At 64.2% G+C, this 15,340-nt stretch carries 15 protein-coding genes and 1 tRNA gene; 7 read left to right on the forward strand and 9 right to left on the reverse strand.

The window, feature by feature from the left end; all coding sequences use genetic code 11:
* The first annotated feature begins 137 nt into the window (after nt 1–137).
* The 5 genes from NXY83_RS04380 (at nt 138) to NXY83_RS04400 (ending at nt 4,745) form a co-directional block, all read left to right on the forward strand.
* Complete coding sequence (locus tag NXY83_RS04380; RefSeq protein ID WP_258804870.1) at nt 138–2,438, forward strand: carbon starvation CstA family protein; 2,301 nt, start codon at nt 138–140, stop codon at nt 2,436–2,438.
* On the forward strand, nt 2,438–2,641 hold the full coding sequence (locus NXY83_RS04385; protein WP_258804871.1) for a YbdD/YjiX family protein: 204 nt from the start codon (nt 2,438–2,440) through the stop codon (nt 2,639–2,641). Before NXY83_RS04380 ends, NXY83_RS04385 begins: the two co-directional genes overlap by 1 nt.
* A gap of 78 nt (nt 2,642–2,719) precedes the next feature.
* Nucleotides 2,720–3,352, forward strand: coding sequence for a bacterial proteasome activator family protein (locus tag NXY83_RS04390; protein ID WP_258804872.1), 633 nt, complete (start codon nt 2,720–2,722; stop codon nt 3,350–3,352).
* 7 nt (nt 3,353–3,359) lie between these two features.
* Complete coding sequence (locus NXY83_RS04395) at nt 3,360–3,809, forward strand: hypothetical protein (RefSeq protein ID WP_258804873.1); 450 nt, start codon at nt 3,360–3,362, stop codon at nt 3,807–3,809.
* Nucleotides 3,810–3,899: 90 nt separating this feature from the next.
* Nucleotides 3,900–4,745 (forward strand): aldo/keto reductase, encoded by an 846-nt coding sequence (locus NXY83_RS04400; RefSeq protein WP_258804874.1) that lies wholly within the window; start codon nt 3,900–3,902, stop codon nt 4,743–4,745.
* Between the two features lie 92 nt (nt 4,746–4,837).
* On the opposite strand, the gene NXY83_RS04405 is transcribed toward NXY83_RS04400, so the two are convergent.
* Complete coding sequence (locus NXY83_RS04405; protein WP_258804875.1) at nt 4,838–5,023, reverse strand: hypothetical protein; 186 nt, start codon at nt 5,021–5,023, stop codon at nt 4,838–4,840.
* Nucleotides 5,024–5,210: 187 nt separating this feature from the next.
* Between NXY83_RS04405 and NXY83_RS04410 the strand changes: the two genes are divergently transcribed.
* Nucleotides 5,211–6,839 (forward strand): SLC13 family permease, encoded by a 1,629-nt coding sequence (locus NXY83_RS04410; protein ID WP_258804876.1) that lies wholly within the window; start codon nt 5,211–5,213, stop codon nt 6,837–6,839.
* Nucleotides 6,840–6,872: 33 nt separating this feature from the next.
* Here NXY83_RS04410 and NXY83_RS04415 read toward each other — a convergent pair whose 3' ends face one another.
* Entirely contained in the window at nt 6,873–7,853 is a 981-nt protein-coding gene (locus NXY83_RS04415) for a hypothetical protein (protein WP_258804877.1), read from the reverse strand.
* A 368-nt stretch (nt 7,854–8,221) separates the two neighbouring features.
* Here NXY83_RS04415 and NXY83_RS04420 point away from each other — a divergent pair, with 368 nt between their 5' ends.
* Nucleotides 8,222–8,638, forward strand: a complete 417-nt coding sequence (locus NXY83_RS04420) for a CBS domain-containing protein (protein ID WP_258804878.1) — start codon at nt 8,222–8,224, stop codon at nt 8,636–8,638.
* 58 nt (nt 8,639–8,696) lie between these two features.
* On the opposite strand, the gene NXY83_RS04425 is transcribed toward NXY83_RS04420, so the two are convergent.
* From NXY83_RS04425 to tmk, 7 genes are all read right to left on the reverse strand, one after another.
* Entirely contained in the window at nt 8,697–10,451 is a 1,755-nt protein-coding gene (locus NXY83_RS04425; protein ID WP_258804879.1) for a peptidoglycan D,D-transpeptidase FtsI family protein, read from the reverse strand.
* Between the two features lie 426 nt (nt 10,452–10,877).
* Nucleotides 10,878–11,117: a hypothetical protein gene (locus NXY83_RS04430; RefSeq protein WP_258804880.1), complete on the reverse strand. Its 240-nt coding sequence runs from the start codon at nt 11,115–11,117 to the stop codon at nt 10,878–10,880.
* 163 nt (nt 11,118–11,280) lie between these two features.
* Nucleotides 11,281–11,457, reverse strand: coding sequence for a CsbD family protein (locus NXY83_RS04435; RefSeq protein WP_258804881.1), 177 nt, complete (start codon nt 11,455–11,457; stop codon nt 11,281–11,283).
* Nucleotides 11,458–11,652: 195 nt separating this feature from the next.
* Nucleotides 11,653–11,725: transfer RNA gene (locus NXY83_RS04440), tRNA-Thr, on the reverse strand.
* Between the two features lie 105 nt (nt 11,726–11,830).
* Nucleotides 11,831–13,396, reverse strand: coding sequence for an alpha/beta hydrolase (locus NXY83_RS04445; RefSeq protein WP_258804882.1), 1,566 nt, complete (start codon nt 13,394–13,396; stop codon nt 11,831–11,833).
* An 18-nt stretch (nt 13,397–13,414) separates the two neighbouring features.
* Entirely contained in the window at nt 13,415–14,557 is a 1,143-nt protein-coding gene (locus NXY83_RS04450; protein WP_258804883.1) for a DNA polymerase III subunit delta', read from the reverse strand.
* Nucleotides 14,554–15,252, reverse strand: a complete 699-nt coding sequence (gene tmk / locus NXY83_RS04455; RefSeq protein WP_258804884.1) for a dTMP kinase — start codon at nt 15,250–15,252, stop codon at nt 14,554–14,556. Before tmk ends, NXY83_RS04450 begins: the two co-directional genes overlap by 4 nt.
* Nucleotides 15,253–15,340: the final 88 nt, after the last annotated feature.

The raw sequence follows: 15,340 nt of genomic DNA on the forward strand, positions 1-15,340 counted from the left end.
CTTTCCGTCGTTCGGCGCCCCTCGCCTGCCGTTCATCGCATAGGCCCGTGGCGGACGATAAAACCCATCCCCATCTGGAGACGCGATTGGTAAGGTGCCTTGTCAAAGAGACCTGCACCGCATCTCAAGGAGGAGACATGGCCGGAGCGCCTGATCATCGGAATGGTTCATCCCGGAGGGAGGGTGCTGTAGCCACAGATCCGGGCCTTCCCCCTGCTGCCGTGGATGAGGAAGCCCGGGAGGCCGAAGAGAAGAAGTGGACCCCGGGCAAGATCGCACTGTGGGCCGCGATCGCCCTGCTCGGCGGCGTGGCGTGGTTCATGCTCGCCATCATCCGGGGAGAGACCGTCAATGCGATCTGGTTCGTGTTCGCGTCGGTCTGCACCTACCTGATCGGCTACCGTTTCTACTCCAAGGTGATCGAGCGGTACATCACCCGGCCGGATGACCGCCGGGCCACCCCCGCAGAGTACAAGGCGGACGGCAAGGACTATGTCCGGACGGACCGCAACGTCCTGTTCGGCCACCACTTCGCCGCCATCGCCGGCGCCGGCCCCCTGGTGGGCCCCGTGCTCGCGGCCCAGATGGGTTACCTGCCCGGCACCATCTGGATCATCATCGGCGTCGTCCTGGCCGGTGCGGTGCAGGACTACCTGGTGATGTTCTTCTCGATGCGCCGTGGCGGACGTTCCCTGGGCCAGATGGCCCGTGAGGAACTGGGGATCATTGGCGGCACCGCAGCCCTCATCGCCACCCTGCTCATCATGGTGATCATTGTCGCCATCCTCGCCCTCGTCGTCGTCAATGCCCTGGGTGAAAGCCCCTGGGGTGTCTTCTCCGTCAGCCTGACAATCCCCATCGCCCTGTTCATGGGCGTCTACCTCCGCTACCTGCGGCCCGGCAAGGTCATGGAAGTTTCGTTGATCGGCTTCGTCCTGCTGATGGCGGCCATCATCGGCGGCGGCATCGTGGCCGAAACCCCGTGGGGAGCGGACATCTTCAGCCTCGACAAGGTGACCATCGCCTGGGGCCTCATCATCTACGGCTTCATCGCCGCGATCCTGCCCGTGTGGCTGCTCCTGGCACCCCGCGACTACCTGTCCACGTTCATGAAGATCGGCGTGATCGTGATGCTGGCGCTCGCCATCATCGTGGTCCGGCCTGAAATCTCGGTGCCCGCGTTCAGCGAGTTCGCCAGCCGGGACAACGGTCCCGTGTTCCCCGGCGCACTGTTTCCGTTCCTCTTCGTGACCATCGCCTGCGGCGCCCTCTCCGGCTTCCACGCCCTGATCGCCTCAGGCACCACCCCGAAGCTCGTGGAGAAGGAGCGCCAGACGCGCTTCATCGGTTACGGCGGAATGCTGATGGAGTCGTTCGTGGCCATCATGGCCCTCGTTGCCGCCATCTCCATCGACCGGGGCCTCTACTTCGCCATGAACTCCCCGGTGGCACTGACCGGCGGAACGGTCGAAACAGCCGCGGCGTGGGTCAACAGCCTGGGCCTGACCGGCGTCAACCTCACTCCGGAATTCCTGGCCCAAACGGCCGCCAACGTCGGCGAGGAAAGCATCGTCTCGCGCACCGGCGGTGCTCCCACCCTGGCCGTGGGCCTCGCGCACATCATGCAGCAGTTCATCGGCGGCACCGCCATGATGGCCTTCTGGTACCACTTCGCCATCATGTTCGAGGCCCTGTTCATCCTCACGGCAGTCGACGCCGGCACCCGCGTTGCCCGGTTCATGCTGCAGGACTCGATCGGCAACTTCGTCCCCAAGTTCAAGGAGCACTCCTGGCGTCCCGGCGCCTGGCTCTGCACCGCCATCATGGTCGGGGCCTGGGGTGCGGTGCTCCTGATGGGCGTCACCGATCCGCTGGGCGGCATCAACACGCTGTTCCCGCTGTTCGGCATCGCCAACCAGCTGCTCGCCGCAATCGCGCTGTCCGTGTGCCTGGCCATCGCGGCCAAGCGCCGGACCTTCAAGTACCTGTGGATTGTCGCCCTGCCGCTGGCCTTCGCAGCGGTGGTCACCATCACCGCGAGCTACCAGAAGATCTTCTCGCAGACGCCGGCCGTGGGCTACTTCGCCAACAACGCGGCCTTCAGCAAGGCCCTCGCCGAGGGCAAGACCGAGTTCGGCACCGCCAGGACAGTGACCGCCATGGAAGCCGTGGTGCGCAACACCGCCATACAGGGCTGGCTCTCCGTGATCTTCGTGGTCCTGAGCATCATTGTGATTACGACGGCGCTGATCGCCACGGCCAGGGCCTTCCGGAACCGTACGGCGGGCGTTCCTACCAAGGACAACGAGGACCCCGCCCTCCCGTCGCGTGTCTTCGCACCTGCCGGCCTCATTCCCACTCCCGCCGAGCGGAAGCTGATGGCGGAATGGGAGAAGGTCCCGGCTGAGCTCCGGTTCGAGCGTTCAGGACACCACTGATGAGCACGGGAATTGCAGCGCTCTCCAGGGGGTTCAAGGGCTTCGCACGGTACTTGGGTGGCGTCATGGGAGCCGACGCTTATGCCAGGTATCTGGAACACCACCGGGCAGCCGGTCACGCGGAACCGCCGCTCAGTGAGCGTGAGTTCTGGCGCGAGCGGACGGACCGGCAGGACGCCAATCCGCAGGGCCGGTGCTGTTGATTGAGCCTGCAGCGGACAACCCGGCCAGGTCCTTCATGGAGTGGACCCCGGACGGATCGCTCGTGAGAGTATGAACGCATGAGCGATCCGAAAGACACTCAGGCACCTGAGGACCTCCCGGTAGAAGGCACCCCCATCGACGACAGCCAACCACCCGTCCCGGCGCAGGCTGTCCAGCCGGACGGCAGCAAGCCCAAGGGCAGCAACCTGCAGGACCTGGTGGATGAACCAGCCAAGGTGATGCGGATCGGAACCATGATCCGGCAACTCCTGGAGGAGGTGAAATCTGCTCCGCTGGATGACGCGGCCCGGGGCAGGTTGGCCGAGATCCATGAACGTTCCATCAAGGAACTGGAAGATGGGCTGGCCCCGGAGCTGGTGGAGGAACTGGGCCGGATCAGCCTTCCCTTCTCCGACGAGGCCACCCCCTCCGACGCCGAACTCCGCATCGCCCAGGCCCAGCTGGTGGGGTGGCTCGAAGGACTGTTCCACGGCATCCAGACAGCCATCGCCGCCCAGCACGCTGCCCGCGAGCACGCAGCCGCCCAGCTTCAGTTGCGCCAGCTTCCGCCAGGCACGATGATTGCCCCTGGCGTGGTGATCGGCGAAAACGGCGAGCCGCAGCGTGCTCCCGCCGGCCATCGGCCCGGGGCTCCGGCCCGTCCGGGGCAGCAGAACGACCCGGACCACGGTCCCGGACAGTATCTGTAGGTTGCGCTTGGGATTTTTCAGCGCCGCCAGGCAGGGGCACAAGGATGATGCGGAACTGGGGAAGGGGTTGTGGCGCCGCGCGCACGACCGCTTCCATCGGGGACTGGACCGCTTCCACCAGGTGCTCGAAGGCGTGGAGGATGACCAGCTGTACGGGGAGCTGGTGGATATTGCCAATGAACTGGCCGCGCTGTCGGAACGGGTGAGGGCTGTCTGCATGGAAGCGCAGCGTCGGTCGCCCAGCGAGGGACTGGATATTCCGGTTGCCCTCTCAGGCGTGCACCGGGAACTGTCCAAGGCGGGGAACTCCCTGGCCACCACCGCTGAAGCGGCCGCCATGCTGCGGCTCGCCGTCGGACCCGTGCCCGTTGGTGCGGCGTCCGTGCGGCGCCGCGCCGAGGCGGTCTTCCAGCAGGTGTCCGACGCCGAGAAGCGTCTTCACGAGTCCGCCTCCTAGGCAACCAGCCAGGATATTCCCCGTTAAGCGTGTGGCTTAGCCCGGCCTGGAATCCTCTGGGCACCGCTGATCGTTTGGCAGGATAAACCCATGACTCTTTCACCTACGCTGACTTTCAATGACGGAAACACCATCCCCCAGCTCGGCTATGGCGTGTGGCAGGTTGAGGACGGAGTGGCTGAGAAGGTAGTCCGCCAGGCTTTCGAAGCGGGCTTCCGCCACATCGATACCGCAAAGATCTACGGCAACGAAGCCGGCGTCGGCCGCGCGATTGCCGGTTCCGGCCTTTCGCCTGAGCAGATCTTCATCACCACCAAACTGTGGAACGCGGACCAGGGGTACGAGCCCACATTGACTGCGTTCGAGGAATCGATGGACCGGCTCGGCCTGGAGACCCTGGACCTGTACCTGATCCACTGGATGCAGCCCAAGCAGGACAAGTACGTGGACACCTGGAAGGCGCTGATCGAGCTTCAGAAGCGCGGGCGGGTCAAGTCCATTGGTGTTTCGAACTTCACAGCGGAGGGCCTGCAGCGGCTGATCGATGAAACGGGCGTGGTTCCCGCCATCCACCAGATTGAGCTCCACCCCTATTTCAGCCAGCGTGAGCTGCGCGAATTTGGAGCTTCGAAGGGCATCCTCACCCAGGCCTGGTCACCGCTGGGGCAGGGCGGGGAGCTTCTTGGGGATGCGACGGTGGCGGCCATCGCCGCGAAGCACCAGGCAACTCCGGCCCAGGTGGTTATCGCCTGGCACCTGGCCATCGGCAACGTGGTGATCCCCAAGTCTGTCACCGAGTCACGGATCCGGGAAAACTTCGCCGCGCTTGAGGTATCCCTGGACGCTGAGGACGTCGAAGCCATCAACGCCCTGGACCGCACCGCCCGCGGCGAAGGCCGGATTGGACCGGACCCCGCCGTTTCCGACTTCGCCTAAGCGATGGCATTCCGCTAAGCGATACGGACCCGCACTCCCTGGCTTTTTCGAGGCAGTGCGGGTTTCTGCTTTAAGCCGTACCTGCGGATGGATCAGGCAGCGATCTGGACCTGCTCAACGGTGACAGCGTCGATAACTGCCCAGCTGTCCTCGCCGGAGCAGTGCCTGTTGGCGAACCGCTGCGCCTCTGCCATGGTGTCGAAAGTTTCAGCACGGGACCGGCCGCAATCGGCGTCGAAGTAGGTGACGTGAAATTCCTGTACGGTTTGGTTTTCCATAAATCCAGTGTGCAACCGGGGTCTGACATTTCCCGGAATCAGCCCCGCGTGTTGTTGCTGTGGCTGAATCGGATGCCGGACGGCATCAGGGAACTGGCCTTTCAGCACCGCCAGGGGGTTGTTGTCCCGCTGGCCCTCCTGCTAGCTTGTTGCCACCTACTCAGACAACGGCGTGCGGAGGCCGGAAATGAGCGAACAGTCCAGGAGAGTAATTCCCGAGCAAGGTGAGTTTGATGAGGAACCCGGCGAAGGCCGGCCTCCCCGCAAGACAAGCCGTACTTGGCTTGTCCGCGGACTCGGAGTGGCACTCGCCATCATCGTCTACTTCCTTCTCAGTGACTCCGGCCTTTCCAACGACGCCCGCGTGGTGGCGGCCGTGGGTACCCTTATGGCGGTCTGGTGGATGACTGAGGCGATACCCCTGTCGGTGACGTCGTTGCTGCCGATCGCCCTCATGCCCCTGCTGACGGAACGTACCATTGCCGAAACCACCGCCCCATACGCGAATCCGATCGTCTTCCTGTTCCTCGGCGGCTTCCTGATCGCGATTGCCATGCAGAAGTGGAATCTGCACCGCAGGATCGCGCTGTTGACCCTGCGAAGGGTGGGCACCCATCCTCGCCAGATCATCCTGGGCATGATGATCTCCACCGCATTCCTTTCAATGTGGGTGTCCAACACGGCCACCACGCTGATGATGCTGCCTATCGCCCTGAGCGTGCTGACCCTCGTTGTGGAGAACAGCAAGCACGGCGCAGAAGCCGCCGTCAGCCCTGGTGGCAAAAGCATGGGTGAGGAACTCCGGTCCGGCAGGGCCGTCAGTGACCTCATCGAGAACCGTGAAGTGCGCCTTTTCGGCGTCGCCCTGGTCCTTGCCGTGGCATGGTCCGCCACGATCGGCGGACTTGGCACCCTGCTCGGCAGTCCTCCCAACGCCATCGTCGCCGGGTACATCAGCGATGAACTCGGAAGGACCGTCGGCTTCGCCCAATGGATGATGCTCGGCGTCCCTATCGTTATCGTTTTCATCGGGCTCGCATGGTTGCTCCTCACGCGGGTGATCTTCCGTTTTGACCTGGCCGATGTGCCCGGCGGCAAGCAGTTGATCAATGACGAAATCGCTGCCCTCGGGCCGATGAGCCAAGGCGAAAAAATTGTGCGCGCCGTCTTCGCGGGCGCCGCGTTCTTCTGGATCGTTCCGGGCCTGCTGTCCAACATCGGTGATCTCGGTGATCAGCTGCCGTTCCTGGACCTCTTTGATGACACCGTGGTTGCCATTGCGGCCGGTGCTCTGCTGTTTATCATCCCCGGCGACAAGAAGGGGAATATGACCCTCAACTGGAAGGACGCCGAGGAAGGCTTGCCCTGGGGTGTCCTCCTGCTGTTCGGCGGCGGCCTCTCGCTGGCTGCAGCGGTGGCGGCTACCGGCCTGGACGCATGGTTCGGTGAGCGGGTCAGCGGCCTCGGAGCGCTGCCGATCATTCTACTGCTGGCCACGGTTGTCCTCATCGTCCTGTTCCTTACCGAGATCACCAGCAACACCGCGACGGCCGCCACCTTCATCCCCATCCTGGGCGGGGTCGCCGTCGGTATCGGCATCGATCCGATGACGCTGCTCATTCCCGCGGCACTGGCAGCCACCTGCGCATTTATGCTCCCAGTGGGAACTCCTCCGAACGCCATCGTCTTCGCCACCGGAAACGTCAAGATCAGCGAGATGATCCGCGGAGGACTCGTGCTCAATGTCGTGGGTGTTCTACTCATCACGATCTTTACGGTACTCATCGGCCCCTTCGCATTGGGCTTGGTGCTCTGATCAGTTGTCGTCGTCTGCCTGTGGGGCTACATCTCACATATTGCCCAACCGGAGGACCCGTTCCTGGGCCAGCATGGCCGTCCTCCCGGCTTTGTCGGCTGCCCGTGCCGCCTGTTTCGCCTCGGCAGCGGTGGAGGCCAGCCGTTTACGCGACCGTTCCAGCCGTTCCTCCGCAGCCTTCAGGCGGTCACGCAGCTCCGCTGTTTCCTGCAGCAGGGCGGCAATTTCGGTCCGGGCCTCGTCCGCCTGCTCCTGCAGTTCCTGGGCCAGCCCGCTTGTCCTCGCCTCTTCCGCCTGCGCTTCCGCGAGGGCGGCTTTAGCCTTTTCGAGCGCGGGCGGCGACGCCGGCCTGGGTGTCTGCCGCACTGCCTCAAGCCGCGGTTTGGCTGCTGGGGGCCGGGAGGCGCGTTCCGCCGTCGTGCGTTGCTTCTTGTCAGTTGACGGAACAGGCCTCCGGACCGGGGGAGCGGCCGGTGCAGCGGTGGACGGCGCTGCCGGCATTCCCCCGGGAACCGCCACCGCCCCTTCAAGGTCGGCGGCGTTCACTCCGTCCGCCGAAAGGGTCTTCAGGAGCCGGCCGCTTCGGACAGCAGCGGCGGCTCCTTCATCGGCCGTCAGGGCACGAAGCGTTTCTTCGACGTCGTTGGCTATGGTGTCGCTGATGGCCCGGCCCTGCTGCTGGACGACAGACCGGGCGGTGTCGACGGCGGCGGAAAGCATGGTGCGGCGCTCCCGACCCAGCTCGCGGAGGGCGGGGGCATCGAGCTGGGCCTGCGCGTCACGCATCCGGGAGCCCAGGTCAGCCAGCCCGTCCAGGACCGCAGGCTGGTGCAGGGCGAGCATGTTCACAGCCCAGGCTGCGACCGATGGCTTGGGAAGCCCCCGGACGGCGGCGCCCAGTTCTTTGTCATACCCCGCGGCCTCCTTTGCTGCGGCGGTCCTGGCCGCCACGAAGTCGTCCAAGGGTTTGGCGTAAAGCCCGTTCGCGATGTCTGCCAGGGCCTCTTCTTCCATGATCGCCATCTTAGGTGTCGCTTGCCTGCTTCCTGATGAGGAAGAGGACGAGGATTAGGGTCTGTTGGGACGCCCCTCGCGGATTTACACTGGAGCATTCCGCGCTGCTGGCGGCGGTCAGCACATGGAACAAACCGTACTCCCAGCGTGGCGGACCGCGGCCGGCGAGGGCAGGAGGACAGCCTATAGGAGCAACAGGAAGAGCTGAATCCTGCTGGCAGGCAGCTCACAGCGGACTTGCAGAAATTTCATGGACTTCACAGCATCAGGCGGCAAAGAAGCCGGGCCCTGACGCGCGGAAGTCATAGGAAACCCCGAGGTCGGGGAACTTCTAACGCCCACTCGGGCGCAAAGCTAAGGAGAACGCCATGACCACAGCACGTGAAATTATGACCGGTAGCGTTGAATGCATCGGTGAAAATGAAACTCTTGAAGCAGCGGCGCGGAAGATGAAAGACCTGGATGTGGGCGCACTGCCAATTTGCGGGGAGGACAACCGGCTCAAGGGGATGATCACGGACCGGGACATCGTGATCAAATGCTTCGCTGAAGGCGGTGATCCGCGGAATGCAAAGGCCGGCGATTTTGGCCAGGGCAAGCCGGTGACGATCGGCGCGGACGATTCCATCGAAGAAGCGATCAGGACAATGGAAGAGCATCAGGTGCGCAGGCTGCCGGTCATTGACGGCCACGACCTGGTGGGCATCCTCACCCAGGCGGACATCGCCCGCAACTACCCGGAGGACAGAGTCGGGGAACTTGTGGAACTCATTTCCTTCTACTGAGTGGATCCATCAGTAGGGCGCTGGCGCGGCTTCACGTACCGCCCGCGCCCGGGTCCGCTTAGTACTTTTGGGGCAGGCTAACCGGGGGAGTGGTGGATGGGGGGACGCTGAACTTGGTGAGTATCCTGCTCATGATGTTGTTGAAGACCGGGGCGGTCGAGATCCCGAAGATGTTGCCCTGGGGCCGGTGGACGTTGACCATGACGACGTATTCGGGGTCTTCCATGGGTGCCATGCCGACGAATGAGGCGGTGTACCCGTCCAGGCCGATCGCGTCATCCGCGGCGGCTTCGGCTGTCCCGGTCTTCCCTCCGACCCGGTAGCCAGGGACCTTGATGTCCTTGGCCCCGCCGGCGGTGACCACGCTTTCCAGGATGTCCCGGGTCTGTTGGGCGGTGGACTCGCTGACGGCCCGTGTGCCAGGTTCAGCTTTTACAGGACGCTCGGTGCCGTCGGGATCAATGTAGGACTCAACCAGCTGAGGCTTCAGGAGCACCCCGTCGTTGGCGATCGCCTGGAAGGCCATGGTGGTCTGCAGGGGCGTCTGGGAGACGCCCTGACCGAAGAGCACCGCGAACTCCTGCCGGCCATCCCAAAAGTCCGGCGCGGCCAGCAGCCCGGATGATTCACCTGGGAGCGGGATGCCGGTCTTCTCCCCGATGCCGAACTTCCGCAGGTAGTCGTAGCGCTCTTGCCTGGTCAGCTGCTCACCGACCATCACCGTGCCGGTGTTCATCGATGATCCGATGATGCCGGCAAAGGTGCGGGTTTCGGTTCCATGTTCGAAGGAGTCCTTGAAGAACTGTCCATTGACTGTGTAGCCCGGCGGTACGACCAGCCTGGACGCTGGGGTGACGAGCCCTTCTTCGATGGCCGCGGCCGCGGTGATTGCCTTGTTCGTAGAGCCAGGTTCCAGGGCGGCCTGGATGGACCTGGCGCCGCGGTTGGCCGGCAACGTCGCTCCTGGGTCGTTGGGGTCCACGGATTCCGTCTCGGCCATGGCCCTCACCTTGCCGGTCTTGGCTTCGATGACGATGATGTTGGCCCATTCCGCACTGAGCTTCGCCGCTTGGCTCTCGATGGCTGCCTGGGCGGCGTACTGAAGGTCAGTGTCGATGGTGAGCTTCACGGACTGGCCGTTTTTAGCAGGGCTGACGGTCAGCGGGGCGGTGGGGATGATGATGCCGTCCGCGCCGGTCTGGTACGTCCTCTCCCCGTCCTCGCCATCGAGGGTGTCGTTGAGAGTCAGCTCGAGCCCGGCCGCGCCGCCCTCGTCGTTGGTGTAGCCGACGATACTACCCGCCACTGCGCCCTGCGGATACGAGCGCTTCTTGACGGGGCGGGATTCGACCCCCGGGATCGCCAGCTTCATGATGGCCCGCTCCTGGCCCGGGTCGACGGACCGGGCCAGGTAGGTGAAAAGTCCATCGCCGGTCAGCAGTTCGCGGATGGTGGCCTCCGGCTGGCCCAAGAGGTCCGCCAGTTCCCGCAAACCCTCGTCCCGGGTGACCTCCGTGACGGAGCCGTCGTCGTTGACGCGCCTAAACGTGTCGAACGGCGTGTTGATGTTCGGTGCGCCAACGATGTCGTAGCGGACGATGCTCTGGGCCAGCACTGCTCCGTGCATGTCCAGGATGGCACCCCGCTCGGACGCGAGTATGGAAACCTGGGTCCGTCGGTCGGCGGCCTTGGATGCGAAGCTCTCCGGGTCAAAGCCCTGGACCACCACCACCCGCCCCGTCACGACCAGGAGCAGGGCCAGCATGAAGCAAAATCCCAGCCGCACCCTCGTCGGCCGGATTGCGCGGTGCATGTATCCCTTGACGGGGGGCTTCGCTTCAGGTCTGGGCAGCTTTTGCACCAGACAACGCTAACGGAGGCATTCGGCTGAACGCTGAGCGACTCGAGCGTGAGCCGTGATGTGACATTTTGCACTTGGAGGAACCGGCGGCGGCTGGGGGTGGTGCACGTGGTCTCAGCCGTACACCTTCGCCGCCGGCTCCGCTTACCACAATACGATTGAGGTCCAGGTGGCGCCCGAGTAGCCAGTACCTGCTTTTGGTGAAGGGGATACGTGCCGGGAAGAATCCGGACCTTCCTGCGTGCCGGGGCGGGAGCGGGCAGCCTCGTGACCGTCCAGATCCAGCCATACGGGGTGGACGGGTTTATTGCCAGGAAGAGGACGCTGTCGCAATTGCGGCATTTCTCAAAACGGTCAACCTCAAGCCGGCGGAGGCCTTTAGCCGCGGACCTTCCTGACGCTCAATCTCCGACGCCGTGCCGGGGCCCGCCCCGCCAGCGGCCGGACGCGGCGCCAGGGCCTGTGGCGGCGGTTGTCGTCGGAGTCAGGGGCAGGGGGAGCCGTCGCTACCAGGGACGATCCCCGGCGGCGCCGAAAATGGTGGATCACGAAGAACGTCAGGCCCAGCCAGGCGAAAGCCGCCCCGAATACCAGGAATACCGCCGGGATCGTGTCCATGATTAAGTCTAGGGCCCAGCTCCATCAGCAGGCTTACCCGTTTCCCGAAGTGCCGGCTACGTGGTTATCGGGAGCGCGGGCGTTGAGTACCTGACCACGGTCTTGTCCAGGCACAGAAAAGGCGCACCCCGTTCGCTGGGTGCGCCCTTGTCCGTCAGTCAGTTCAGTCCTTCTTGAACGCGTCCTTGACCTTTTCGCCGGCCTGCTTCAAATCACCTTTGGCCTGGTCAGTCTTACCCTCGGCGCGCAGGCTCTCATCGCCTGTGGCGTCGCCTGTAGCTTCCTTACCTTTGCCGCCGGCCTTTTCAGCAGCGTTCTCAATCTTGTCGCCTAGTCCCATGGTGTTTCCTCCTCTGGTTGGCAGCCGTTCGCACTCGGCCAAGAACATCATAAGCATGCTTAGGACCTTGTTTTCAACTCACTGGCTACAGGATTCAGTTAAAACTTGCTTGATTCTCAACTGCAGCTCAGATGGAGGCCGTGGCTTAACCAGCGAAAAACCCCTAGAACCCTTGAGTTCTAGGGGTTTATCCCGAGCTTCCTATCAGAATCGAACTGATGACCTTTTCATTACGAGTGAAACGCTCTACCGACTGAGCTAAGGAAGCACCGCACGAAATCCCCGGAAGAACCGGGCGCTTCATGCAAGAGTCAACTGTAATAGAGTCCCCGCGCCCGGGTCAAAATGGGATGCGTCCGGGCGGTTGACGCGATCAGCACACCGTGTTGTCGGCAGGTATCTCGCCGCTCACGAGGTACCTGTCCACCGGGTCCTCGATGCAGCTGTTCGAACGTCCGTAGGCGGTGTGCCCTTCGCCTTCCCACGTCATGAGGGTGGCGTTGCCAAGCTGTTTCCGCAGGGACGTGGCCCATTCCACGGGGGTGGCGGGATCACCCGTAGTGCCAATGACCACGATCGGAGACTCGCCGGTGTATTCAACCGGTGCAGGCGTCCGCACATTCTTGTACGGCCAGTCCGCGCAGCTGGTGCCGCCGTAGGCAAAGAAATATCCAAGTGTGGGCGACTCCTGCATCAGGCGCTGCTGCTCAACCCGCATGGCAGCCGGGTCGGCCTCCATCGGGTAGTCCAGGCAGTTGATGGCGTTGAAGGCAAACGTCGAGTTGGACGTGTACGTGCCGTTGGATGAGCGGTCAGCACCAAGGTCGGCCAGGCGCAGCATCAGGCTGACGTCCCCCGTCATGGCTGCTTCCAGGGCCTGGGTCAGGGCCGGCCAGCTCTGGTCGTTGTACAGCGGGGTGATGAGGCCGCTGACAAACATCGTGGCGTTGACCACCCTGCCGTCCTTGGCTGTTCGTGGCGTCTGCTGCACGGCGCCGATGAGGTCACGGATCTGCTGCACCCCGGAGTCGACGTCGCCGCTCAGCGGACACCCGTCCTGCTGTTGGCAGCTGCCAACATAGGCCCGGATGGCTTTTTCAAACGCGCGCGCCTGGCCGCTGGTCAGCTCCTCGTTGCTGATCGAGGGATCGAGGGCCCCGTCAAGCACCATGCGTCCCACGTTGTCCGGGAAAAGGGACGCGTACGTGGAGCCCAGGAACGTCCCATAGGAGTAGCCCAGGTAATTCAGCTTCGTATCGTTGACAACAGCGCGAAGGATGTCCAGGTCCTTGGCGGCGCTCTGCGTATCAATGTGCGCCAGCACTTCACCGGTCTGCTCGACGCACTGCTCAGCGATGGCCTTGTTGTCCGCCCGGACAGCAGACAGGCCGGCATCAGTCTCGTAAACGTAGACTTTGGCCCGCGCTGCGTCCCGCTCCGCATCGGTCATGCAGGTAACAGGAGCAGAGCGCTTGACGCCCCGGGGATCGAAACCCACGACGTCATAGGCGTCGCGAACTGACTGCGAAAAGTGCGTCCCGGCCGCATCCTTGACGAAGTCGTAGCCGGATGCGCCGGGGCCACCTGGGTTAACCAGCAGGCTTCCGGTTTTCTTGCCGGTGCTGGGAGCCCGCAGCGCGGCAATCTGGATGGTCTCGCCGTCGGAATCCTCGTAGTCCATCGGCACGGTCACCTTGGCACACTGGAACTCCTTCTCGCAGGGCTCCCACACCACTTCCTGGGAGTAGAACTGCTCCAACCCCTCCGGGGCGGATGCCACGATAGAGGGGTCCGCCTTGGCGGTGGCTGTCTCCTCGTTGCGGTCTCCGCCACTGAGGAGGCTGCACGAGGCCAGCACCATGGCCAAAAGCATGGCACCGGCGGCACGGCCGCCGATCACCAGGGATCGGGGGCGCGCGGGCAGGGGGCGGGCAGTCATCGGGTCTCCTTGGAGGGGCTAGATCAGGCTGGCTGCCATGGACTCAATGGTCAACAGCGGTGCAACGTTGGTGGTGGTGATGCGTTCGCGGGCTTTGTTGATGGCGTCCATCCGGGAAAGGGTGGCCTCTGGAGCGGAGCGGCTGGCGAATTCCTCCAATTCACTCCTCAGCTCAACGTTTACCAGCTCCACAGCATTCCCAAGCTGGATAATCAGCACGTCACGGTAGAAGGACAGCAGATCCGTCAGGGTGCGGTCCAGGGAATCAGTAATGGAGCGCTTTGCCCGGCGCTTCTGGTCGTCTTCCAGCTGTTTCAGCTGGCTCCGCATGGCCGGAGGCAGGGTGCCGGACTCGGGTGCGCCGAGCGTGGCAAGCAGCGCGGCCTTCTCGGCAGCGTCGCGTTCCTCGTTTGAGCTGTTCGCCTCGGCGGTGGCAATCTTCACCAGTTTGTCTGCCATCATGACCGCAGCGGTGACTCCCCGGAGCCCCAGCGGGAACCTCACAGTCTCCAACCGGCGTTCCCTCGCTGCAGGATCCCTTGCCAGCCGGCGCGCGATTCCCACGTGGCTCTGCGCGGCACGGGCGGAGCGTTCCGCCAGGACAGGGTCCACGCCGTCGCGCTTCACCAGAAGTGCGGCAACGTCCGCGGCAGGCGGCAACCGCAGCGCCACACTGCGGCAGCGCGAGCGGATAGTGACCAGCACGTCAGCGGGGGAGGGCGCGCACAGCATCCATACCGTCCGGGGAGTGGGCTCCTCGATTGCCTTGAGAAGCACGTTGGTAGTGCGCTCTGCCATGCGGTCCGCGTCTTCGACCACAATGATCCGCCAGCGTCCGGCGGCAGGCCTGTTCCCGGCGGTAGCTACCAGTTCGCGCGCCTCGTCGATGGTGATGGTGACCTTTTCGGTCCGGACGAATGTCACGTCGGAGTGTGTTTCGCCGAGGATCGTCAGGCAGGCCGGGCAGCGTCCGCAGCCGCGCAGGCTGACGTCCTGCTGGTCGCAGTTCAACGCCGCGGCAAACGCCTTGGCCGCATTTGAGCGCCCGGAACCTGGCGGGCCCGTAAACAACCAGGCATGCGTCAGCCCGTCGCCGCTGGAGGCCTGGCGCAACTGTTCGACGACGGCGGGCTGGCCCTGCAGGTCATCCCAGACGGTCATGGGTTACCGCCGCCGTCGGCAGCCGCGGAAGGAACCGCGCCGACGGAGTCCACCGCAAGAGCGGCCAGCAGGGCATCCACCCGCGCGAGGATCGTCGCAGCCAGCTCGCCGATGGGCAGGTGTGCCGGCAGCACAAGGTACGAATCGGAGCGCCTCCCGGCCAACTCCAGGAAGGCTTTCCTGATCCGGCCATGAAACTCGTCTGCCTCGGATTCCAGCCGGTCCTCCGCGGCGTTACCGGCGGTCCGGCGTTGCCGCCCCATCGCCGGATCCACGTCGAGCAGGACCGTGAGGTGGGGCTGCAGTCCGGAAGTGGCCCACTCGTTCAGGGACCTCACGGCGTCCTCGCCCAGATCCCGCCCGGCCCCCTGGTACGCGACAGAGGAATCGATATAGCGGTCTGTCAGAACGATCTCGCCGCGCTCCAGCGCCGGCCGGATCACCTGGGCGGCATGCGCGGCCCGGGATGCGGCAAAGATCAGGGCCTCCGTATGGGCATCAATATGGCCATGGCCATGGTCGAGGACCAGGGAACGCAGCTTCTCGCCGATAGGCGTTCCTCCGGGCTCGCGGGTGCGCAGTACTGTCAGTCCCCGGGATTCAAGAGCCTCCGCAAGGCGGGCCGCCTGGGTCGACTTGCCGGCGCCATCGCCGCCTTCAAACGCGATGAAAAGTCCGGGCCCTTGTTTGCTCACGTCTCAAGCCTACCGACCCCTGCTGACATTCACCGACTGGGGCAGGACGCCTGTGGAAGGGCCGTGCCGCCGGATACTGCCTTTTCCG

Origin of the sequence: Pseudarthrobacter sp. NS4, from assembly GCF_024758005.1 — a bacterium.
Lineage (GTDB): Bacteria > Actinomycetota > Actinomycetes > Actinomycetales > Micrococcaceae > Arthrobacter.

Coding starts and splice junctions, on each gene's coding strand:
- NXY83_RS04380 (WP_258804870.1), top strand. CDS start 138: ATGGCCGGAGCGCCTGATCATCGGAATGGTTCATCCCGGAGGGAGGGT.
- NXY83_RS04385 (WP_258804871.1), top strand. CDS start 2,438: ATGAGCACGGGAATTGCAGCGCTCTCCAGGGGGTTCAAGGGCTTCGCA.
- NXY83_RS04390 (WP_258804872.1), top strand. CDS start 2,720: ATGAGCGATCCGAAAGACACTCAGGCACCTGAGGACCTCCCGGTAGAA.
- NXY83_RS04400 (WP_258804874.1), top strand. CDS start 3,900: ATGACTCTTTCACCTACGCTGACTTTCAATGACGGAAACACCATCCCC.
- NXY83_RS04405 (WP_258804875.1), bottom strand. CDS start 5,023: ATGGAAAACCAAACCGTACAGGAATTTCACGTCACCTACTTCGACGCC.
- NXY83_RS04410 (WP_258804876.1), top strand. CDS start 5,211: ATGAGCGAACAGTCCAGGAGAGTAATTCCCGAGCAAGGTGAGTTTGAT.
- NXY83_RS04415 (WP_258804877.1), bottom strand. CDS start 7,853: ATGGAAGAAGAGGCCCTGGCAGACATCGCGAACGGGCTTTACGCCAAA.
- NXY83_RS04420 (WP_258804878.1), top strand. CDS start 8,222: ATGACCACAGCACGTGAAATTATGACCGGTAGCGTTGAATGCATCGGT.
- NXY83_RS04425 (WP_258804879.1), bottom strand. CDS start 10,451: ATGCACCGCGCAATCCGGCCGACGAGGGTGCGGCTGGGATTTTGCTTC.
- NXY83_RS04430 (WP_258804880.1), bottom strand. CDS start 11,117: ATGGACACGATCCCGGCGGTATTCCTGGTATTCGGGGCGGCTTTCGCC.
- NXY83_RS04435 (WP_258804881.1), bottom strand. CDS start 11,457: ATGGGACTAGGCGACAAGATTGAGAACGCTGCTGAAAAGGCCGGCGGC.
- NXY83_RS04445 (WP_258804882.1), bottom strand. CDS start 13,396: ATGACTGCCCGCCCCCTGCCCGCGCGCCCCCGATCCCTGGTGATCGGC.
- NXY83_RS04450 (WP_258804883.1), bottom strand. CDS start 14,557: ATGACCGTCTGGGATGACCTGCAGGGCCAGCCCGCCGTCGTCGAACAG.